Raw genomic sequence first — 22,378 nt, forward strand, 5'->3', positions numbered from 1 at the left:
TAATTATGAATTATCAATTGTTAATTATTAATTAAAAAAGTTACCTCAAGTAACAACGACCTTAAGGTGGTTATTGCGGCGGGGCTCACCTCTTCCCATCCCGAACAGAGTAGTTAAGCCCGCCTGCGCAGATGGTACTGCAGTTATGTGGGAGAGTATGTCGTCGCCTTTCTTTAGAATCCTCATCATTTATTTGATGAGGATTTTTTTTTGGACTTAACTTTTTGGGATTAGGCAAAAAAACGCAAAGGTTCACAAAGCTATTTATTAAACTTTGCGAACCTTTGCGTAATCCTTTGCGCTCTTTGCGTTAAATTTTATTTTTAACTACTTCGAGTGATAATGTGATCTAAATTGATTTATATGCTAAGTTTTCTTTTGAGCTCTCCAACTTTATAATCTTACTATTAGCAACAATATTATTCTCCATGAGTAAACGTGCAGTTAAATAACATATCGTAGACTCAGCACCTTGATTTAGATTTACATTTTCTTTTTCTAAACCATCATAACAACCGCCAGTAATTGGATCATACATAATTTGGTTTAAATGATTCTGACCCAAGAACCAATTAAAGGCTATTTTCATGGATTTTTTGTAAAATGGATCCTTAAAAATTTTATAGAATAGGTCTAATGTCTGTATAGTATACGAAACATCTATAGGTTGCTCACCATATTGGTAGGGTATCGATCCTTTATGATGCCATCCATTATTAGAAATGACTTTGAATTCTCCATTTATAAACATTTTGGGTAATAAAAAATCAAAAGATTCAATTGCAATCTTCTTATATAGTAACCTATCCGTTGCTAAGTAAGCATATAGCATCGATTCAGACAATATACTATTGGCATAAGTAAGATAATTTTCAAACCAGTTCCAATTTTTGGTTGCATGATCATTATAATTTTTAGAAAGTCTATCAGCTAGTTTATCTATTATTTCGATAATACGTGGTGTAGGTTCAACGGAGTTGTATAGAAACAATCCTTTGGTTATAAAACCAATTGATCTAGGCGAAGCAACTGTTTCTGTCCAATCTAATGCTTTTAAAATACATTTAGATGCTTTGTTTAGCGTTGAAGGAGGTATAAGTGTCGATTTTAATGAAATTAGCATTCCTAAAGCCCAAATTGCTCTTGCATTTGAATCTTCTAGATTTACAGTATCATTTTTAGGATCTATATTATTAAATTCATCTACATAATTTATAAAATTACCTTCAGGTTGTTGGCATCTTTCAATAAAATTAAGATAGGTGTTGATATAATAAATATCATTGATATCTTCTTTAAGTTGGTAATGTAAACACATAGAAATTAATGCTCTCGCATTATCATCGAGTGTATAACCAGAAGTAATATCAGGCTCAGAGATTTTACTAAATTGTATCATTCCTAGCGATGTAGTCATATTTTTTTGATGATCCATTTTTATTGCTGGATACGTAAATTTGACTTCTATAGGCTCTTTTATAATCTTCTGGTAGGTAATCATATGCTTGATTGCTACATTCTCCCAGGACGTTTTTCTGGTTTTTTCGAATGCATTTAAAGCCATAGATTCTCGCAATCCTGAATCAGAAAGAAGTTTTATAGTCGCATTTGCAAATTGTTCCGAGTTTTGAATATCTACCAAAATACCAGTATCAGGAGTAAGTACCTCTATAGTATGAGGTATTTTAGTTGCTACAATAGGACATGAACAGCTCATAGCATATGAAAAAGTACCACTTACAGCCTGATTCGGGTCTTTTGATGTAAAAAGATAGATATCGGTTGCTTTTAAATAATTTAAAAGTTCCTTAACTTCTAAATATTGATTAACAAAAAGAACGTTGTTTTTTAAGTTCAAATCATCTACAATAGATTCTAAATGATTGCGGTATTCATCTACATTATTAATAATATTATTGGGATGAGTTTTCCCAAGAATCAGATACAATACAGTAGGGAATTGTTCTACAATTTTCGGAAGTGCTTTTAATCCTGTCTCAATATTTTTACCTTCACCTAATAATCCAAAAGTGGAAAGTATTATTCTATCTTCAAAATTAAATTTTTGCTTTGCTTTTGATGTATTTTCATATTCTACGATATGTGTACCATGATGAACACAAACAATATTTTCTTTATTTATTCCATAATCTTCAACGAGAATTTTTCTAGATTGATTTGTCATTACAAAAAACGAATCAGAATATGATGCTAATAATTTAACAAAGCTTCTTAATTCTTCGTTTGGATTTGGAATAACGCTATGAAAAGTAAAAGTTATAGCTTTTTTACTTGCATTTAAGAAGTCGATTAGGAAATTACCATATTCTCCGCCAAACAATCCAAATTCATGCTGAATATGGATTAATTTTACAGCATCGTCTTTGTTTATTTCAAGCGCTACCTTCTTATATTCATCTCTATTTTTAGTATTTAAAACATATCCCGATTTAGTATTTGGATTTATTTTATCGGTCAATTCACATATTTCACAGGAAATACTTTTTCCATATACTTTATTTATCGCATTAATACTGTCTTCTGTATAGGTAGCAATACCACATTGTGTTGGCGGAAATGTAGAAAGGAATATTATTTTCGATTTAGTGTCTCTCGTTTTCATGGGCGTTAATTTTTAGTTCTTGTAATAAATCATTTTATGTTTATTATTCTACTATAACTTTATTATCGACAACATGTACTAGATGTATTATGGGGCTTATAAGTTATTCTATTCTAGTTTTATATCTAGTAACCGTTTTGTAACAAATCTTGAATTTATAAAATTAGTATTGTAGAATTACATAGATTAACTCAATCGATTATTTGATTGACTCATTTATGTTTATTCGTAAAAATGGAAGATTTGGTTGAAATTTAAAGTTTAAAATCGCAAAATAGATAAAATTGCTTTTATCAAATGTAAGGATAAATAGCTAGTAAAAATGAATTATAAATAACGTAATTGACTTGTTTTTAGATAATTATAAATTGTTTAAAATACTAGATTTAAAAAAAACATAATTTATTTTTTTAAGTATTTATAAGGTTAATGTTTAATTGAGGTAATAATTTTTGTGTTTGAGTTAATTCAATTCTTTAAGAAAAGAGAAATTTGTAATAACTAGAAGATCATCATGATCTTATTTACTAACTAAAAATATATCATTATGCTACGTTGGACAGTCATTTTTATAATTCTTGCAATTATTGCCGGAATTTTTGGTTTTGGTGGTATTGCTGCTGGAGCCGCAAGTATAGCCAAAGTGCTATTCTTTATCTTCATTGTATTGTTTGTAATTTCATTGGTTACAGGAAGAAGAAAAGTATAAATTAAAAGAAGGTAAAATATTGTATTTATCTCTTTAAAAAATTTATTAATTATGAAAATAGAATATGGAAAACACGAAACGGATTATATTAAAGAGTATCAAGAAAAAGGATATACATCTAACTATCTTTTCGAAAATGGGTATTTAATTGATACAGAAACAAAATACTCCTATAAACCAGAGGAGATATTTATTGTAGCACAACATCGATATGAAGGTATGAGTAATCCCGATGATATGTCTATTTTGTACATAATTGAAACTGCCGACTCAGTAAAAGGAACATTTTTACTGGGCTATGGTCCCACTAGTGATTTAGATGCCTCTGAATTTTTTAAGGATATTCCGGAGATTAATTGTTCAGATAAAGAAAGTATAAATAATCCATAACTGTTTTTTTATTGATTGGGGGATCAATAAAATTATTTTGTTTAAAAAGTCTTGTCATTATAATGATAAGACTTTTTTTTGTGCTTTGTGTTGATATATAGTTAATTATGAAACTTAATATCAAAATTCTATAACAATATTCTTGTTTATAATGCGAAATTTGAAAGTATCAAGAAAGAATTAAAACAGATTTAGAGCATCTGTTTTTTTAGAACATTCAAAAGAATTAAGAATTATTTTAAAAAATTATTAAAAATGAAAAATATATATCTAAAAGCCGGAAAAGCACAAGATGTTTTTAATGAATTAAAAGAAAGTCTTAAAGGTACTTTGACCTTGAATAATGAAGAATACAATTTAGCACTAGAATCAGATTTTGTAAAAGGTAATATCGAAGGAATAACATTTCAGGAAGGGATGGCGTACATGCAATTTGATCTTGTTTTTTCTGATGATGTAATGTTGAGTATGGAATCTTTTAAGACATCCCCAATTTTATTTGCTTATTGTTCTGAAGGTGCTCTTAAGCATAGTTTTGGAGAGAATGGAGATAAAAAGAGTCTTAAGAAATATAATTCAGGAGTACTAAAAAGTTCTTCTAGTATTAATAGTATTTTATACTTTGAAAAAAATATTCCGATTAAATTTTCTATAATAGGAGTTGGTATTAGTGTATCTACTAATGGACATAATGATGATTTAATAAATAAGCTAAAAAATACATTTTTAAATAAGAAAGAAAATTACTTAGATATTAGATTCCAAAATTTTAAGATTGCCGAAAAAATTGAAGAGTTTAATGCTATAACCCAAACAGGAATTGTTCGGAGTTTGCTAAAAAAAGGAATTTTGCAAATTATTTTGGCAATGGAAATCGAGCAGCATACTGATAGTTTTACTAAGATATCTCAAGCTATAACTTGTCTTACATTAAAACAAATTGATGAAATCAAAAGGATTTCAAATTTCATTATAAATTTTCCTGCAGAGGAATTTACTATTAAGTTTTTAACTCAAAAAACAGGATTATCACCAAATAAATTGCAAGAAGGATTTAAGCTCGTGCATAATCGAACTGTGAATGATTTTATAACTTTTATGAGAATAGAAAAAGCAGAGAATTTAATTAGAACATCAGACTTAAATATCTCTGAGATTGTATATTCTATAGGTTTTACAAGCAGAAGTTATTTCTCTAAAATATTCAAACAAAAGTACAACTGTAGTCCTAAAGAATATAAATACAACCAGAACTCGATAGCTAAAACAGCCTAATATATTTATTGGTTTATTAAGAAAAGAAGCAGCTTTTATAAAGCTGTTTTTTTTTGTTTATTCTTTTTCGTATTTACTAATAAAGTAGATCATCAATAAATTAAGAAATAAAGAAATACTATTTGTTATCATTATCGGATAATCTTTTTTAAGAAAACCATAAACGACCCATAAAAAAATACCTAATGTTAACGTACTAAACATCGTTAAAGAAACATTTTTTACTTTTTTAGATTTCCACACTTTTATAATTTGCGGAATAACAGCAATAGTTACGCATATTCCTGCTACAAGCCCTATGATATTAGTAGTTTCCATAACATTGTTTTAGGAATTTAATTATCTATTAAACTTATAAAAGTTTAAATCAGGATGTTGAGAATCGTTTAGAGATGCCATAATAGAATTCATTGCCATGACACTAAAAGTAATGCCGTTACCACCAAATCCTAAAACATAATGTTCCTTTTTTTTGGGATTAGGTCTGCCAAAATAGGGTAGAGCGTCCTGAGTTTCTCCAAATGTCCCAGCCCAGGAATAATCAGGTTTTAAATTTATATCAGGAAAACATTTCTCGAATTGTTTTAAAAGATAGGTTTCTTTTTGGTGTAATAATTTATCTCGTTTTTCGGCATTATGAAATTCTTCATCGCCACCGCCCATAATAATTCTATTATCGGCAGTTCCTCGAAAATATAAATAAGGTTCAGATGTGTTCCAATAAATAGCATTTTTAAAAGGATTAGGAATTTCTATAAAGCTTTCTGATGTTAATGCATAAGTACTTTTTAAATCTACAACCTTTTCAGTAAGGGTTTCAGTACTTTCATAACCAGTACAATGTATAATGTCTTCGGTTGTAATTGTAAAATCATTTTCAGTTAAAGCAACTATTTTTCCTTTTAGATGTTTAAATTCAGTAATATTAGTGCGGTCATAGATTAGCATTCCTTTTTGTTTACAATATTTCAGAAGGTCATGTGCCAGTTTATACGGATCCATTATTGCTCCAGATTCTGATTCTATGGCAGCAAAAGCATTTAAACCTTGCTTCTTTAAATCAATTTCTTCTAGCCACTTTACTTTAAAACCATTCTCTTTTCGTGCTTTAAACTCTCTTTGTAAAAACGGAATATCTTTTTTTAATGAACAAAAATAGATACTCTTTTTAAACTCAAATTGACAATCACTTTTTATTGTATCTATAATTTTCTTGAGATCAAAGATTGCTTTTTCGCAATTCTTATAACTCGAAACGGCACATTCGAAGCCTCTTTTTTCTATTAATTCATGCAAAGAAATATCAATTTCATATTGTAATAGCGCTGTGCTTGCGGCCGTACTACCGTTACAGATATCTCGTTTGTCTACAAGAACTACTTTCTTACCTTCGGAGATTAGTTTATAAGCTATTAAAGCTCCGGTAATTCCTCCGCCTATAATTAAAACAGCCGTAGTAATGTCTGCATCCAACGATGGATAACTTGTGTCCATAGCATTTTTTATAGGCCAAAAAGTTTCGGTTGAACGTAGTTTCATAATTGTATCTTTTCGATAATCATTTGATTACTGTTTTTAGAACAAGTAATTATATTAGAAGTTAAAGTAGAAGTATTTTTATATATTATTTTTTTGTGTTTTCTTTTGTAGCTTCTTCTTTTTTCTCGTTCTCCTTTTCTTTTTCTTTCTCTTTTTTCTCCTTCTCTAGTTTTTCATGTTCTTCCTTTGCTTTTTTATCAGCTTCTTCTTGTTCCTTTTCTTTCTCTTTTTCCTGTTTTTTGTAATATCCTCTAAACAAGAAATTACTTTTGGCTGCTTCCATGTTCTGACTAAACCCTTGTGTACCATTTTCTAGATTGGTAATTGTTTTGGTCAGTGTATTTGCAAGTTTAGGATCAGTCATTAATCTAGATAATGCACCGTTCCCATTATTCATATTATGGGTGAAAATGGCAAGTTCTTCGGATATTACACCTGCGTTGTCCACACTTTTCTTTACACTTTTCATGATATCATCCATTTCGATGGCATCTATAGAAGCAATTTTGCCATTATTAGCAATGATTCTATTAGATTTGTTTCCCGGAGATATGGTAAGAACTTTGTCACCCATCAATCCTTCAGAGCCAATGCTAGCTCTGGCATCAGTCTTTATAAATTGCTTGACCTCTTCTTTTATAACTAGTTTTACAACTACCGAAGAATCGTTTATCAATTGTATTTCTTCGACAGTACCAATGTTAATTCCTGAGAAACGTACATTGTTTCCGACTTGTAAACCACTTACGGTTTTAAAAGTTGATGTTATATGAAATGTTGAACCAAATAGATTTTGTTGTTTTCCGATAAAGTAAATAGTTACCATAAAAAGGATTAAGCCTATTGTTACAAACATTCCTAGTTTCCATTTATATCCAGATTCCTTATTCATAATTTCGTTTTATTAAATGTTTATATAAAGAATGATCTTACCCATTCATCTTCACTTTTTTCTAATTCTTCGTATTTCCCTTCAGCATGTATTACACCATCTTTTAAAATCATAACTCTATCTGCAGTTAGTTTTGCACAAGACATATCATGGGTAATAATTATCGAGGTAGTTTTACGTTTTTTCTTAATTTCTAATATTAATTCACTTATTTCTTTAGATGTAATTGTATCCAATCCCGTGGTAGGTTCGTCATACAAAATAATTTCAGGTTTTAGTATTAATGTACGGGCAAGACCAATTCGTTTTCGCATACCGCCGGATAATTCCGAAGGCATTTTATCTACAGCATCGGCTAGACCAACACTTTCGAGAACATCCATAACTTCAGTTTCTATTTCCTGAGGGGATAATTCCTTGTTATGTCTTTTTAATGTAAATTCTAAATTCTCTCTTACCGACATCGAATCATATAAAGCCCCACTTTGAAAAAGAAATCCAATTTTGACTCTTATCTTATTGAGTTCACTTTTTCCTAATCCAATTATTTCTTCGCCTAAAACACTTATATTTCCTTTCTCAGGAATTACCAATCCTACAATACATTTTATAGTTATAGATTTTCCTTCGCCAGACCTTCCTAATATCACTAAGTCTTCGCCTTTATTTACAGTAAGATTTACTCCTTTTAAAACATCATTATCGCCAAAAGATTTATGCAAATCTTTAATCTCGATTACAGGAGTTTTTTTATTGGGAGCAACTGTTTGTACTATATTTTCTTGTTCAGATTTCATATTAAAAGAATAAATCAGTGATTTGTACTGCGAGCATATCTATGATAAAAATGGTAAGTGATGCTGTAACTACTGCTGAGTTTGCAGCTTTACCAACACTTTCGGTACCATTTGCGGCATTAAAACCTTTGTAACAGCCAATCATTCCTATAAAAAAACCAAAGAAAAAAGTTTTTATAGTGGCGGGAAAAATGTCTATAAAGTCTAGGGATTCAAAAACTTGCGACATATAGCGATAAGCATTTACATCGCTGTGAATTGTAATTCCTGCATAGCCGCCTAAAATTCCTATTGCATCGGCAAAAATTACCAATATAGGAACCATTAAAGTTGTGGCTAAAATGCGGGTTACAACCAAGTATTTAAACGGATTTATGGCTGCTACTTCCATAGCATCTATTTGCTCGGTGACTTTCATCGAACCTAGTTCGGCACCAATTCCGGATGAAATTTTTCCTGCGCAAATTAATGCCGTAATTACTGGAGCAATTTCTCGAATTAATGACAATGCAACCATACCTGGTAACCAGGATTCTGCGCCAAAAGTGGCTAAAGTAGGTCTTGTTTGCAATGTAAGCACTAATCCCATTATAAAGCCTGTTATCGCTACCAACGGAAGAGATTTATAGCCAATAAGATAACATTGCCTAAAGAATTCTTTGGTTTCGTATGGAGGAATAAAAACCTCCTTGAAAAACTTTTTGGTAAAAAGTGTTACATCACCAATATCTGTAAAAGTGTCTTTTAAGTAGAAAAGTTGCATAGTATATTTTTAGTTGTTGAAAAATCATTTTATAATCGTAATGCGTATTAAAAAAATGGAAAAATTCTTAGTCTGTAAAAAAATACTTAACTAAAGGTAATTTATATTTTCTTGAAAAACACTATGATTTTACAAATCAAGGTGTTTTAAAATATTGATTTGTAAATTGTTATGTTTGTTGTTGTAATGATAAAGGTCAGTATTTCACATACAATTTTCATTATATAACTTTAAATAAAGATTATATAATTCGCATCGATTAAGCAATAATGATGTAAATAGGTGTTGTAAAAAGTAAAAAAAGAATAATAAATCCGATAAACTAAAGATTTATTGGCTTTCGCCAAAGAAGAAATATAAGTTTTGATACACTACGCTTAAATGTACTTACATAACTTATATATTGACTTTTCTTAAACCATATAAGTGATTTAAGAAAGTAGAAGATTATTACACTATAAAGGAAAAATAAGTTTTATTGGAGTAAGCTTAAATGTATTTACATCATTTATATGTTTATTTTTTCTTAAACCATATAAGCCATTTAAGGAATTATAAGTTTTATTAGATTACGCTTAAATGTACTTACATGACTTATATGTTTCGTTTTTCTTAAATTATATAAGTGATTTAAGAGAGTAGAAGTTTTAAAGTGTCTTATTTAAAGGAACATATCTATTTTTTGTTTAGAACAATAATCTAAAACCAAAAACAGGAAGTTCACCTTGCATAAAATCCAAATCTTCAGATCTTTTAAAACCCAATCGTTCATACATTTTCCAAGCAGTTTGCATTGCTTTGGTCGAATGGATAATTAGCTGATGTTGTTTCTTGTTTTTAGCTTTCAGGATGCAATCATTTATTAATAGTTTACCAATTCCTTGATCTCTTGTCATAGGATCTACTGCTAATAATCGGAAACCAGAGGTGTTTTTTTCTTTGGTAGCAATTCCGCCAGAACCATAATATTGCATATCGCCAAAATAAACTACGCCACCAACTATTTTGTTATCAGAAGAAACAGCAACCAAAAGTTCTGTTTCGGGATTAGTAGTTAAGTCGCCAATATTGGCAAGCATCTTATAATAAGTGGGTTGCTCAGATTCTTTAGGAAAACCTTCTAATTGCGAATAAACCAGAACCATCAATTTTCCGATTTCTTCAAATTCATTTGCTTTAGCATTTCGGATGGTATATTCTTGGTTATTCATAATCTAATATGGTTTGTTAATATTGAAGAAGTAAATATATAGTTTTTAATTTTTTGTCAATGTACACGGATTAAAATTGATTTTTAAAATTAATAGATGAAGTCGTGAATATTTTAGACTTAAGAAATTAACCGCAAAGGGCGCAATGGTTTACGCAGAGGTCGCAATCCCGAAATGTCGAGATAGGACTGAATTCTTTTATTTCTATCTAACTCTTTGCGAAAGGAACGCGGATAATACTGATTTACTAAAAGTAAAGACGCAGATAAAAACAGATTTCTCCCTTTCCGTCCTGAAGCTTCAGAATCGATATCACCATTGTTAAAAAAATCCGTTTTTATCCGCGTTTTCGCCATAGCGAATCCGTTAAATCCGCGTTCCTTTCTAGACAGTTTAAGTTAGTAACTATAAAACACACACATTTTCTTGAAATCCTTTTAGCTTACTATAATATCATGTTTAAAAAGCAATCCTTTTACTTCTTTTAAGGTAAAAATAGCTTTTTTGAGTTTTACTCTAGATGGGTCGATGGTATAATTATAACTCGTTTTAAAGTCAGTTTTATTTGCAATAGCTTTATCAAATTCGGCACGATATAAGTCGCAATTATCAAAAATTACATTTGTAATATCGCTCGCCATAAAATCTACAGCAACCAAACTGCAATCTGTAAACGAAGTTCCTTTAATCTTTAAAGTATAAAACTTAGAAAAATCGAGAATACAATTATTAAAATTTACTTCAAAGATGAGTTTGTCACACATGGCAAAATTCACATCCTTGATTTCACAATCATTAAAAGTAGCGGTTCTAAAAGCGACATAGTTTATTTTGGCTTCGCTAAAGATGCAATTATTAAAAACACAATCGATAAAAGTAACGGCTAGAAAAGTACAGGCAGAAAAATTGCAATTGGTAAAAGTACAAGATTCAAAATCCTTGAAATTTGCATCATCTATGTTATAAGTGATGTCTTTATATTCAATATCAAGGAAATAGTCAGTCATGTTAATTAGTGGTGGAAAAAGGTAAAAGTGAAATGTGAAAAATGAAAAGGTGATACAAATAAACGAAAATATTTATTGTAGAATTCAAGATTTGGTTTTTAAATTTTTTGCTGTAATACCAAAATAATTTTCCATTCATTTAGTTTAGAATCGAATGACTTTCCAGCATTTGCAGGACTGGTTGACGGAAGCGTAATAAGTTTATAATCGTTATTTACTTTAATATACTTTTTAAAAAATGCAGCCGCTTTTTGTCCATTAAACAAGATAGTTTTAATATTTGGATGTTGTTTTAAGAAAGTATCAAAATCATTTGTTATTTCATTCTTAATGGCGCTATCAAGACTTCCAACTCTGTCACAGTATTTTAAAACATCCCATAATGCGATGTTGTTTTTTATTAAGATTTCTTTTTTAGCTTCATAAGCATCAGTAAAATCTTCATTGAAAACGGTGAATAATATTTTCCAGAAGTTATTTTGTTTATGCCCGTAATATTGTCCTAACTCCAAAGATTTTGTTCCAGGCATAGTTCCCAGAATTAAAACAGAGGCATTTGGTGACGATATGGGATCAAAAGAATAACTTTCCATTATTTAGCTTATTTACTATTTTGAGAAATCACAATTAAAACAATGGCTATTAACGCAAGGAAAAGCCCGAGATAATTCAGCTTAGTTTGTTTTTCTTTAAAGACTAAAATACCAGTAAGACTTCCTATAATGATTACACCCATATTCATTCCCGCAAAAACAGTCGACGGATTTTCGGCAAATTCCTTATGCGCTTTTAAGTAAAAAAGAATATTACCAAAATTAAGGATACCAATTAATCCACCAAATAAGATATTTCTCGGAGTTAGTTTTACTTTTTTAATAAGAGTTTGATAAAGAACTACTACAATCATTATCGTCATTGAGATTGCAAAAATTGCAAACAACGAAGTAGTGTAGGGAAGATCTGTGTGAGTTGCTATTTGCTTAAAAAGAATATCAATTACTCCAAAACCTAATAATACAATTGCAGGATAAAACCATTTATTAGTGGTCTTGTCTGCGGGTTTATTCAGGATAAGCAATAGGGCAGGAAAACCAATTAAAAGCGCAGTTATTTTAAGAATATTAAATTCTTCTTTAAATAATAACCAAGCAGCAAGAATAGGTATAAATAGCGAAAGGCGTTGTGCAGCATCGGTTTTTACAATCCCCATATGTTTTATAGACAGAGCCAAAAAGAGAAATATAGAAGGTAATAAAACCCCAATCACAATGTAAAGATTCCATGGTGCAGCAGCTGTAATTGCAGTAATATCTGGGCTAAATGATATATAACAAAGTGCCAGTGCAAAGATGTAATTGTAAGCTACGATTTGGGTATTATTAGTATCGTATTTTCGTGCTATCTTAAATAAAACACCAACACTTACACTACATACAATACTTAAAATTAGAAATAACATATATTTTTTCTGGTTTATTTTCGACGAAATTATTCGCTCCCAAATTTACTTCTATTTTAATTAAAAAAAGCCTTCAAAAATGAACATGCCCCAAAAAGTTAGACACTATTTGGGGCATTTTTTATGGAAAGAAAAGCAAGGTATGACTATGCATTTAAGTTAGAATGTGTAGAATTGGTTTTAAAGAAGCATTATTCAGATGGATATGTTTCAAAATTAAAAAAGACTGCAAGATGGAATATTCGTAAGTGGGTCAGTTTTTATAAGGCATATGGTAAAATTGGTTTATTGTCACGAATGAATCAAAGCTATTCAGCCGAATTTAAGCTAAAAGTGCTCAATATCATAGAAAAGGAATCCCTTACCTTAATGCAGACTGGTATAAGATTTAATATTCCCGATATTTCCATAGTTTTAAAATGGAAAAAAGATTTTGCTAACTTTGGACTAGTAGGATTACAACCAAAACAAAGAGGCAGACCCGTATCGATGAGTAATAATAAAGGCAAAAAAAGTAAATCAGAGAAACCCCTGACAAGAGAGCAAGAACTGCTAAAAGAAAACGAAAGACTTCGCTGTGAGAATGAATTGCTAAAAAAGCTGCAAGCCTTAATTCAAGCCAGGAAAAATCCAAAGCCATAAACGAATTAAGGCATAAATTTGGTTTGGAATTACTTTTGAACCTTGCAAATATGGCACGCAGCAGTTTTTATTATCATCAAAAACAAAGTAAGTCACCTGATAAATATAAAGAAATTAAAGAGTTGATTAAAGTCATTTATCACAGACATAAAGGGCGTTATGGTTACAGAAGAATAACCGATGAATTACAAAACAGAGGACTGGTTATCAATCATAAAACAGTTCTTAGATTGATGAATCTATTAGGGTTAAAAAGTGTTATTAGAGTAAAAAAGTATAAGTCTTATAAAGGTGAAAATGGTAAAATAGCTCCAAATATACTAGAACGAAATTTTAAAGCAAAAGCTCCAAATCAAAAATGGGCAACTGATATAACAGAGTTCAATGTAGCTGGAAACAAATTATATTTATCACCAATAATTGACTTATTTAATCAGGAAATAATCAGCTATGAACTCACAGAGAGACCAGTGTTTAATCAAGTGGTTATGATGCTGAAAAAGGCCTTTAGAAAAATACCAGATAATACAAATTTAATACTTCATTCAGACCAAGGCTGGCAATATCAAATGAATCATTACCAACTTTTATTAAAACAAAAAGGAATCAAACAAAGCATGTCAAGAAAAGGAAACTGCCTAGATAATGCAATTATTGAAAACTTCTTTGGAATATTAAAATCTGAAATGTTTTATACCCAAAAATTCAAATCAATAGAACAATTAAAAAAAGAAATTAATAAGTATATAATATATTACAATAACGAAAGAATTAAATCAAATTTAAACAAAATGAGCCCGATAAAATATCGAGCTCATTATTATCAAACTTAATTATAAATTTGTCCAAACTTTTGGGTGCAGTCTAAAACGGATGTTTTAGAAGGCTTTATATTTAGCTGAAAATCAGGTTTATTTAATAAAATCCATTTCGAGATGTTCGATTCCAGCATCTACAAAATAATTATCAGTTTCTTTAAAACCATTTTTTATATAAAATTGTTTCGCAACAACCTGAGCATGCAAGTATATCTTTTCTTCCAATTTTACATCATCCAGAATTTTAAGCAATAATGCTTCGCCAATACCTTTTCCTCTATAGTTTTTCAGTACGGCAATACGTTCTATTTTAGTTCCTTTTTCTGTTTTTCTATATCTCGCTGCACCAGCAGGCAACTCATTATAAGTAGCTAAGTAATGAACAGATTCGTTATCATCCATCGATTCGCGTTCTACCGATACATGCTGCTCCTCTACAAAAACTTGTCTTCGTATAAAGAACGCAAGATCTATTTGATCTTGGTTATCGATTTGTTCAGTCTTAATTATATTGGTCAAAGTTGCGTTTGATTTATTCTTCATTTTAATTGATTTATGCTGTCAAAAAATAATTTATATGCAAATATACGTAGTTGACTACATATATTCAAAATCAATAAGAAAATTTTAAGTTTTATTAATACAGCAAGCAATAATCTTTCCTGTAAAACAATATTAAATAAATAGAAGATTCTATTTTCCAGGAGCAGAACAAGAGTTAGTTAATATCAACTTGAGTCCCGCTGTACACTATATCTTTTCATGGCTAAAGGAGCCATAAAAAGGATGCCGTTTCCATCGGGGCTAGGAGGGAAGATTAGTAATTCTATCACCTTTTTTGGAAGGATAAAATAATTTAACCCGTTGGGTGTAATTAATTTTAACACATAGAAACATAGGTCTTATACACACAAAAAAGGCGTTTCACTTGTTTTAAATGCATCCCGAAGCTTCGGGACTAGCTATGTGAAAGAAATGTATTTCTTTTTGTGTTCTTTTTTACACATAAAATCTATGTTTCTATGTGTTAAATGAAATTTTTACGAATTACACCCAACGGGTTAATTTAATATTTTTTAGGGTAATTTTCAGGATTTTGAAAAAATTACGAGAACAAGATAATGGATTTGTAAAATAAATAAATTAAGACATAAATAAGTATATAAAGCTGTATTTTAACTCTTTATAAACTTATAATCTTAATGTTATGTATTCAATAGCCCAATACACAGATTTTTTTATTAGTTATTTAGAGAATCAAAATATAAATAAAGAACCAAAAAATCTATATGACCCAATAACTTATATACTGTTTTTGGGAGGAAAACGACTGCGACCTGTTCTTACTTTGGTAACTACAGAAATTTTTGAAGGAGGTTTCAAATCAGCATTACCAGCTGCTTTAGCATTAGAGGTTTTTCATAATTCATCATTAGTTCATGATGATATTATAGATGAAGACCCTATTAGGAGAGGAAAACCAACTGTACATACAAAATGGGATAATAACACAGCTATTCTTTCAGGAGATGCTATGCTTATTTTAACGTATCATTATCTAGAGGGATATGAACCAACCCTTGCCATGAATTTGATTAAAGCAATTAACAAGATGGCTCTAGGAGTTTGTGAAGGGCAACGTTGGGATGTTGATTTTGAAAGTAGGCAAGATGTTACAGTTTCAGAATACCTAAAAATGATTGAATATAAAACAGCATTACTCATTGCAACATCTATGAAAATAGGTGCTACTATTGCTCAAACATCTCAGGAAAATTGCGATTTAGTTTATGATTTTGGGCTTAATTTAGGAATGGCATTTCAGTTGCAAGATGATTATCTCGACATTTTTGGCGACACTCTTATTTTTGGAAGACGATTAGGAGGTGATATAATTTCGAATAAAAAAACCTTTTTATATTTAAAGGCTCTTGAACTTTTAAATACAACCGAAAAAGAACACTTATTAGAATTGTATACTGTTCGTCTTGATGATAATGTAAAAAAGATAAAAAGTGTAACGGAATTGTTTCGGACATCCGGAGCATCAAGAGTAACACAAGAGGAAATTGAAAGATATACTTTTAAGGCCTTTAAAACTTTGGACAAGATTAATATAGACGAAAATAAGAAAATGTTATTGAGAACTTTTGGGCAAAATTTAATAGGAAGAGAAGTTTAATCGTTCTGCTTAATTTTTCAGTGTAGCAGGGTAAGAAAATTTTATGAACTAAGCTGTATGAAGTAAGTAGATTTCCTACAGCTCAGTTTACAATTTATTACTTTAATCATTTTTGAGATAAAGTCCCTAATAATTTTTCTAAGTTATCAATAGACATTGTAAAGCCTTCTTTAAAGCCCATTTCAATCATTCTCTCCAAACGTTCCAGAGATTCATTTACAATAGTAATGCTCACTTTTGTTATGCCGTTTTGTTCGCTAAAATTGTAATCCCAATCTGAACCGGGTATTTCTTTATTTTCATTTTCGTCGGCAAAAGTATTGTACATTTTAAAATTGGTCTTTGGAGTAATCGAAGTATATTCCTGAACAGACCAGCGTTCCAATCCTTCGGGACTTACCATAGCATAAAATCTTCGTCCGCCAACTTCAAAATTCATGTGTTTTGTTTTAGCTGACCATGGTTTAGGAGCAACCCATTGATCCAGAAGTTCTGGTTTGGTAAAAGCGTCCCAAACTAGCGGAAGTTCAGCATTAAATTCTCGGTTTATGAATACCGTTTTTATGGATTTGTCAACGGTAAAATCAAATTGTAAATTTTTCATTTTTTCTGATTTTTAAGTGTTAATAATACTTCGTCGAGTTGATTAAATTTAGTTTCCCAGATTTCTCTAAATTGGGTTAACCATTTATCAATCTCTTTCATTTTTTCAATTTCGAGTGAATAATAAATTTCTCTGCCTTGTTGTTCCTGTTTTACAAGTTCGCATTCGGTAAGTATCCGAAGGTGTTTAGAAACAGATTGTCGGCTAGTGTCAAAGTTCTCCGCAATGGCGTTGGGTGTCATTGCTTGTATGGCAAGTAAGGCAATTATAGATCGCCTTGTTGGGTCGGCTACTGCCTGAAATATATCTCGTCTCATATTACTTAAAGTTTAAAATAAGAAACCAATCAGTTGCAAATGTACGTGCAACTATTCGGTTTCGCAAATTTTTAGATGATTATTTTTTAAAATCATGCTGCAAAGTCACTAAGAAACAAAGTTTTAAAGTTATTTTCTTTGCTCCAGATTCCGAAGTGTCGGAACAGAATTGCGTCTTTACGAGGTTATTTCTTCAGTATAAAATAGGATAGGAAAAGCCCATCGATTACGCGGGTTTTTCCTATATTTGCCGTTCTTAAACTACGACCTTAAGAACTAAATAAATTGCCCTTGTATTATGTGTGCGGTATCGGAAACGACCGTAAACGCTGTCGTAGGCGTTAGAAACACTAAAATGCAAGGGTTTTTATATTCTTAAATTACGACATTATGAGTACAAACAACCTTTCAGAAGAAGCCAAAACAAGGCTCATGAATTTCTTTAACAATACAATAGACCCAAAAGGGATGGCTAAGGTAATAAGGCAAGCAAATTATCTTCTTGCTTTAGGAGCCATGAGAGAACAAACCCTCCAAAACGAAATAATAAACCTAGAAAACAGCTTTTATTGGCTCAATGAATTAGCCGAAATTCTAAATCCTTATTTGGATGTAGAATAAGTTTATCTGATTATATTTTTATTAAACCTCGATTTTAAAAGTCGAGGTTTTTTTATGTAGATTTAATTTCTATTGCTGCCGCGAGCGTCTCGCTCGTGAACGCAATCTAAATCAACAATACCAAAATCACTATAAATATCTTTTCGGAAAACTACTGTTAGATTCTTATTTCCATGTATTTAGTTGTCATTCTTTGTGTTCACGAGCGATACGCTCTCGCTAGCAGGGGGAACATTTTTTTTAGATAAGTTATACTTGCAGAAGTAATTTAATATTTTATTTAAATCATTCATCTTTTAAAGTGTTGTAAATCTCAAACAATTATATTTTTAAACTTTTTGTTTTGCCCTATCTTTATATTTGGTTTCATCATAAAACAAATTGATACAACTTAAATTATCTTTAACAATTAAACAACTTTCTCTGAAATCTTTTCCATATGGACATTTTTCAACTTTTAAACTTTTAACTGTATAAAATTCAATATTATTGACTTCTTCATCATTTTCAACATCATATCCTGGTATAGTTTTTACAAAATTAAAATTTAATATGTTATTATTTAATACAGATTGTCCTGTGTAAAAAAGAGAAATAACATATACTTTTTCAACTTTTTCAAAAAAAGCATTCTGTCTTTTCTTTATTAATTTTCTGATTGTTCTTCCATCATTGACGACATCAGTAATTATTAGAACAGTTTTGAAAGCTTCTGTATTATTATCAAAATTTAATGCATTTTCAAAAACATGATGTTCATCATGTCTATAGGAATATGGTAAAAAAGCATATGGTTTATTATATTTTATTGCTGTTTTAGAAGAAATTATATTTCCTTCATATCCTAAACCTATTACAAGGTCAATATTATCTGTTGAGATTTTTTTCTCTATAACATCAATTATTGCATTTTTAACAAAGTTTAAATTTTCTTTATCTTCTATTAGTTTTGATACATCAATCCAATTATGCGCTCTAGAAGTTTCACTCCAATGAAAATGGCCAGAATGAAATATTTTCAACTTTTTCACTCTATCATATAAAACATCAGTAAATTCAGGATTATGATAAATATTTAAATCTTCTGACTCCAATTCGATATCTTCTATTATTTCGTGTATTATTTCTTCAACAAGCTGAAAAGAATCAATATTTGGAATTTCGATTATATCATCTTCAATTACAGGTGGATTTTTTTTATAAATTACAAATTCATCTGGTTGAGAAAAAACTTTATTAGTTCTTATATCCCATTCATAAGCAGAATCGTTTCCTCCTGTTTTTTGAAGTGAATAAATTTTATTTTTTAAAATAATATCATCATTAATTAAAACATCATATACTTTAAAAGTAGAATCCCACTTTTTAGATGTTAAACAACCTGAATCACTTGTTGTAATGAGTCCAAGAAATAAACTTTTACAACTATTTGTATGTTCGTTTCCAGTAAATATAAATTCAATACCTAAACTGAGTAATTTATCCAAAAAAGACTGTCTATTATTAGAATCCCATTGACCATCATTTTTATTTTCATAAGCTGAAGTGAAATTATGATGAAGACATGTTATCGTTTTGTAATCATTAAAATTATCAATTGATTCTAATTCTTTTTCAAATTCTAAAATTGGTACATTTCCTAGTTTTTGTACTAAATCTATTTTTGTACAAGAATTGACACCTAAAATTAATATCGATTTTTCAATTAATAATGTATCGAAAATTATCTTATTAGGATCAAATTTCTTATCTAATAATTTATTGTAGAAATCTGCAAAATTTTTATATTTTACTTCATTAATTTCTTGAGAAGTACTTTTTTCATTTGTTTCAAGTAAATTTTCTATTGATCTTCTGTTTAAATCATGATCTCCTGGAGTTAGAAGAATATTTTCTTTTTTAATTTTCAATTTGGATATTATTCTAAGAAGAAATTCCAAGGCAAATTCAAACTCTTTTATTTCACCGGCATTAGTTGTATCTCCTGTAATTAATAGATATAAATTAAAAGCAGAATAATCTCTATTAATAGCATTAATGAATTTATCAATGAATAAAATGGAAGACTCTTTGATTTCTGAAGTACTTAAATATGAATCATAAATATTTATTTCACCTCCAATTTTTTTATCTAAAGAGACATGTAAATCTGATATATGTAGAATTATACTATTCATTTAATGGTTTCAAATTAGTATATATGTAATAATTTAAGTCAGCATTATTTTTATTTGTTATAGAAAAAACAGATATTGTTCGATCAATATTCTCTAAGTCTAAATCTTCTCTAGTTAAGGTTTCAACTTTTACTAGAGAAACATTCCCAAGATATTGACCACCTGAAAATTCAATTAAATTTTTTGTTATTTTAACTTCAGTTCCTAAACAAACTAAATCAGACACAACAATATATTTTCTATTTTCGAAATTATGTTTTTCAAGTTTGTTGTATAATTTTGTTATTGGGCCTATTTTATCAAAAACTAAAATATCAAGTTTTAATAGTTTAGATAATACTGAAACAATAAAAGTACTGGTCAGACTTTGACATACTAAAATGGGGTTATTTATTAATTCAGTTTGCCATTTAGTTTTTATTTTTATAGCAAGTCTATATAAGGCATAGTAAATAAATGGAGTTTCAATACTTATAAACCTTTTTAGATCAACAAATGAATGGAGATAAACAAAAGATGAAGCATGAGGCTTTTGATATTTAATAATATAATCTTTTGACAATCTATTTTTAAAATAATCATAGAAAATCTTGCCATTCTTTAATTCAATTGTATAAAATTCAGATTTCTTATCAGAAAAAAAATAAAAAGTATTATAACCATCAATTTCGTTAAGTACATTTTTAGTATTTTCAATTGATTTCAACGATAAAGGTTTAACAATCTTTTCTGAAATATTAATGAATATTAATTTATAACCTAAATCTCTAATTTCAGTAATTTTATCAAGAATATTTACTTGAACATGCTCCAAATTATCAAAATCAAGAAGAATATGTTTTTGATCTTCAAAAGATTTTTCTTTAATGAAATTAAAAAGTCTATTAATCGTTTCAAACTGTAAACTAGCTATATAAATACCTTCATTATTATCGTTTAAATAATTTGAAGATATTATTTCTTCTGCATGTAAGTTAAAATAAATATACTTGGGATTTTCTATATATGATATTACCATACCTATATTGTTGGAATTTCTACCTCAATATGAACTCCCTTAAATTTTACATTGTAAAACCTAATAGAAGAATATTTGAAATCGTTATTATACTTATTACACAGATTATAATATAGTTCCACAAAGCAATCTAAAATGTCATTTTTTATTAAAATCATCTTAGCATTAAATCTACCATCGACTATTTTATTGATTAGAATAGTTTTATGTATGTCAAACAAATCATTTCTTAATTTACTTAATTCAAGTAATTCATTTTGCATTCGATTAGAAATAATTATTTGCGAATTATCAGAATGAAGTCTAAAATACCCATTAGAATTTAAAACTACAGAAACCATCAAATCAAATAATCCTCTTCTATCTTTTAAAGATGAAAAAAATAATGTTTCAATTATATAATTTAAATTATTCAAAACTTTATCATTCACTTTTAAAATTTTTACTTCATCAAGTTTATTCTTTAATTCTAAAGGTATGTAAAGGAGGGTTTCGTTTTTGTTTTTTAATGACTCTTCGAAGCCAATACCATTATCTGAGATTGAAAACTTTGTTGAAAACTTATTTACAAACATTAAAGCAAATGTATTTGATTTTGAATGCAATACACCATTCGTAATCAATTCAGATAAAATCTCAATATAATAATCTGCTTTTATGGATGTATTTTTATTATCAAATAATAGATCTTGAAAATGATCTCGTACGATATATACATATTCTGATATTAAAAAATCTCTTCGCTCATCGTCATTTGTACAATTATGAAGTTTTTCGCCTAAATTGTTATCAATTAAAGAATAACACCTTACACGATGTTCAGGTCTTAATTGTTTTTTAATAAAATCGCCGAGATATTCTTCTTCAAATTTTAATATGTGCTTTCCGTAAGGAAAATAGGGGCTTGAATTATTTCCTGCTATATAAAAAAAATCGCTTTTATACAAAAAATTTAAAACTTGTTTTGTTGCATGATTGTTATATAAAGATAAATTGATTGGTTTTTTATAAAATTTACTTAATTGTTCGATTAAACTTAATAACAAAGGAATTGTAATTGGATCTATTCGATAATTTGAATCAAATACTAAGTCATCACCATTTTCTACTAACTTGAAATCAATTTTCTTATTCTCTTTGATATAAATAGCTACTTCTTTTAAAAAAGAAGAATAAAAATTGTACGTAGTTAAATTCTCGTTATTTTTTAAAATACTAACCATGTCTCTTTTTTAACGATATTTTTTTTAGATTTCTTGAAATGTTTCATTTGCTAAAATTATGTAATTTAAAACAGAGTATTTTATGATTTGCAAATATTATTTTTATAATAT

At 29.0% G+C, this 22,378-nt stretch carries 23 protein-coding genes and 1 rRNA gene; 8 read left to right on the top strand and 16 right to left on the bottom strand.

Translation table 11 applies throughout. The features are described 5' to 3' along the window. Positions 1 to 62 precede the first annotated feature (62 nt). A 5S ribosomal RNA gene (gene rrf / locus AC3IPI_RS15600) occupies positions 63 to 172 on the top strand. A gap of 177 nt (positions 173 to 349) precedes the next feature. On the opposite strand, the gene AC3IPI_RS15605 is transcribed toward rrf, so the two are convergent. Further along, entirely contained in the window at positions 350 to 2,623 is a 2,274-nt protein-coding gene (locus AC3IPI_RS15605) for a glycosyltransferase (RefSeq protein ID WP_489153887.1), read from the bottom strand. A 547-nt stretch (positions 2,624 to 3,170) separates the two neighbouring features. Here AC3IPI_RS15605 and AC3IPI_RS15610 point away from each other — a divergent pair. From AC3IPI_RS15610 to AC3IPI_RS15620, 3 genes are all read left to right on the top strand, one after another. Next, positions 3,171 to 3,332, top strand: coding sequence for a DUF1328 family protein (locus AC3IPI_RS15610; RefSeq protein WP_039115832.1), 162 nt, complete (start codon positions 3,171 to 3,173; stop codon positions 3,330 to 3,332). Between the two features lie 51 nt (positions 3,333 to 3,383). Continuing rightward, a complete protein-coding gene (locus AC3IPI_RS15615) occupies positions 3,384 to 3,722 on the top strand; it encodes a hypothetical protein (protein WP_489153889.1) in 339 nt (112 codons plus the stop codon). 255 nt (positions 3,723 to 3,977) lie between these two features. Next, positions 3,978 to 4,997 (top strand): helix-turn-helix domain-containing protein, encoded by a 1,020-nt coding sequence (locus AC3IPI_RS15620; RefSeq protein ID WP_039115829.1) that lies wholly within the window; start codon positions 3,978 to 3,980, stop codon positions 4,995 to 4,997. A gap of 57 nt (positions 4,998 to 5,054) precedes the next feature. Here AC3IPI_RS15620 and AC3IPI_RS15625 read toward each other — a convergent pair whose 3' ends face one another. From AC3IPI_RS15625 to AC3IPI_RS15665, 9 genes are all read right to left on the bottom strand, one after another. Continuing rightward, entirely contained in the window at positions 5,055 to 5,315 is a 261-nt protein-coding gene (locus AC3IPI_RS15625; protein ID WP_039115827.1) for a SemiSWEET family sugar transporter, read from the bottom strand. Between the two features lie 21 nt (positions 5,316 to 5,336). Further along, positions 5,337 to 6,536 (bottom strand): NAD(P)/FAD-dependent oxidoreductase, encoded by a 1,200-nt coding sequence (locus AC3IPI_RS15630; protein ID WP_489153892.1) that lies wholly within the window; start codon positions 6,534 to 6,536, stop codon positions 5,337 to 5,339. Positions 6,537 to 6,621: 85 nt separating this feature from the next. Then, complete coding sequence (locus tag AC3IPI_RS15635) at positions 6,622 to 7,428, bottom strand: MlaD family protein (protein WP_323491324.1); 807 nt, start codon at positions 7,426 to 7,428, stop codon at positions 6,622 to 6,624. Between the two features lie 20 nt (positions 7,429 to 7,448). After that, positions 7,449 to 8,225 carry an ABC transporter ATP-binding protein gene (locus tag AC3IPI_RS15640; protein ID WP_039115823.1) on the bottom strand — a complete coding sequence of 259 codons (777 nt, stop codon included), beginning with the start codon at positions 8,223 to 8,225 and terminating at the stop codon, positions 7,449 to 7,451. Between the two features lies 1 nt (position 8,226). Then, positions 8,227 to 8,988 carry an MlaE family ABC transporter permease gene (locus AC3IPI_RS15645; protein ID WP_039119277.1) on the bottom strand — a complete coding sequence of 254 codons (762 nt, stop codon included), beginning with the start codon at positions 8,986 to 8,988 and terminating at the stop codon, positions 8,227 to 8,229. A 686-nt stretch (positions 8,989 to 9,674) separates the two neighbouring features. Further along, positions 9,675 to 10,199 (bottom strand): GNAT family N-acetyltransferase, encoded by a 525-nt coding sequence (locus AC3IPI_RS15650; protein ID WP_489153895.1) that lies wholly within the window; start codon positions 10,197 to 10,199, stop codon positions 9,675 to 9,677. A 437-nt stretch (positions 10,200 to 10,636) separates the two neighbouring features. Next, positions 10,637 to 11,206 carry a pentapeptide repeat-containing protein gene (locus tag AC3IPI_RS15655; RefSeq protein WP_489153897.1) on the bottom strand — a complete coding sequence of 190 codons (570 nt, stop codon included), beginning with the start codon at positions 11,204 to 11,206 and terminating at the stop codon, positions 10,637 to 10,639. Between the two features lie 98 nt (positions 11,207 to 11,304). Then, complete coding sequence (locus AC3IPI_RS15660; RefSeq protein ID WP_489153899.1) at positions 11,305 to 11,799, bottom strand: DNA-deoxyinosine glycosylase; 495 nt, start codon at positions 11,797 to 11,799, stop codon at positions 11,305 to 11,307. Positions 11,800 to 11,807: 8 nt separating this feature from the next. After that, the gene (locus AC3IPI_RS15665) at positions 11,808 to 12,665 is read right to left on the bottom strand and encodes an EamA/RhaT family transporter (protein WP_489153901.1); all 858 of its coding nucleotides are present in this window, start codon (positions 12,663 to 12,665) and stop codon (positions 11,808 to 11,810) included. A 123-nt stretch (positions 12,666 to 12,788) separates the two neighbouring features. On the opposite strand from AC3IPI_RS15665, the gene AC3IPI_RS15670 reads away from it, so the two are divergent. Both AC3IPI_RS15670 and AC3IPI_RS15675 read left to right on the top strand, forming a co-directional pair. Next, positions 12,789 to 13,307 carry a transposase gene (locus tag AC3IPI_RS15670; protein WP_489153903.1) on the top strand — a complete coding sequence of 173 codons (519 nt, stop codon included), beginning with the start codon at positions 12,789 to 12,791 and terminating at the stop codon, positions 13,305 to 13,307. After that, complete coding sequence (locus tag AC3IPI_RS15675) at positions 13,304 to 14,140, top strand: IS3 family transposase (protein ID WP_489159212.1); 837 nt, start codon at positions 13,304 to 13,306, stop codon at positions 14,138 to 14,140. The genes AC3IPI_RS15670 and AC3IPI_RS15675 overlap by 4 nt, the downstream gene beginning before the upstream one ends. 78 nt (positions 14,141 to 14,218) lie before the next feature. Here AC3IPI_RS15675 and AC3IPI_RS15680 read toward each other — a convergent pair whose 3' ends face one another. Then, entirely contained in the window at positions 14,219 to 14,668 is a 450-nt protein-coding gene (locus AC3IPI_RS15680) for a GNAT family N-acetyltransferase (RefSeq protein WP_489153905.1), read from the bottom strand. A gap of 664 nt (positions 14,669 to 15,332) precedes the next feature. Between AC3IPI_RS15680 and AC3IPI_RS15685 the strand changes: the two genes are divergently transcribed. Then, complete coding sequence (locus AC3IPI_RS15685; protein ID WP_489153907.1) at positions 15,333 to 16,307, top strand: polyprenyl synthetase family protein; 975 nt, start codon at positions 15,333 to 15,335, stop codon at positions 16,305 to 16,307. 106 nt (positions 16,308 to 16,413) lie between these two features. Here AC3IPI_RS15685 and AC3IPI_RS15690 read toward each other — a convergent pair whose 3' ends face one another. Then, positions 16,414 to 16,911: an SRPBCC family protein gene (locus AC3IPI_RS15690; protein WP_039119269.1), complete on the bottom strand. Its 498-nt coding sequence runs from the start codon at positions 16,909 to 16,911 to the stop codon at positions 16,414 to 16,416. Next, positions 16,908 to 17,228, bottom strand: a complete 321-nt coding sequence (locus AC3IPI_RS15695) for an ArsR/SmtB family transcription factor (protein ID WP_086895834.1) — start codon at positions 17,226 to 17,228, stop codon at positions 16,908 to 16,910. The genes AC3IPI_RS15690 and AC3IPI_RS15695 overlap by 4 nt, the downstream gene beginning before the upstream one ends. Before the next feature lie 390 nt (positions 17,229 to 17,618). On the opposite strand from AC3IPI_RS15695, the gene AC3IPI_RS15700 reads away from it, so the two are divergent. After that, positions 17,619 to 17,849, top strand: a complete 231-nt coding sequence (locus tag AC3IPI_RS15700; protein ID WP_489153910.1) for a hypothetical protein — start codon at positions 17,619 to 17,621, stop codon at positions 17,847 to 17,849. Positions 17,850 to 18,178: 329 nt separating this feature from the next. Here the strand turns inward: AC3IPI_RS15700 and AC3IPI_RS15705 are convergent, their stop codons facing one another. Genes AC3IPI_RS15705 through AC3IPI_RS15715 form a run of 3 tightly spaced genes read right to left on the bottom strand, consistent with a single transcriptional unit; the run spans position 18,179 to position 22,267 of the window. Then, entirely contained in the window at positions 18,179 to 20,026 is a 1,848-nt protein-coding gene (locus AC3IPI_RS15705; RefSeq protein ID WP_489153912.1) for a metallophosphoesterase, read from the bottom strand. Next, positions 20,019 to 21,044 (bottom strand): hypothetical protein, encoded by a 1,026-nt coding sequence (locus AC3IPI_RS15710; protein ID WP_489153914.1) that lies wholly within the window; start codon positions 21,042 to 21,044, stop codon positions 20,019 to 20,021. Before AC3IPI_RS15710 ends, AC3IPI_RS15705 begins: the two co-directional genes overlap by 8 nt. 2 nt (positions 21,045 to 21,046) lie before the next feature. Continuing rightward, positions 21,047 to 22,267: a hypothetical protein gene (locus AC3IPI_RS15715; RefSeq protein ID WP_489153916.1), complete on the bottom strand. Its 1,221-nt coding sequence runs from the start codon at positions 22,265 to 22,267 to the stop codon at positions 21,047 to 21,049. Positions 22,268 to 22,378 lie beyond the last annotated feature (111 nt).

This window comes from Flavobacterium sp. GL_143, assembly GCF_057834355.1.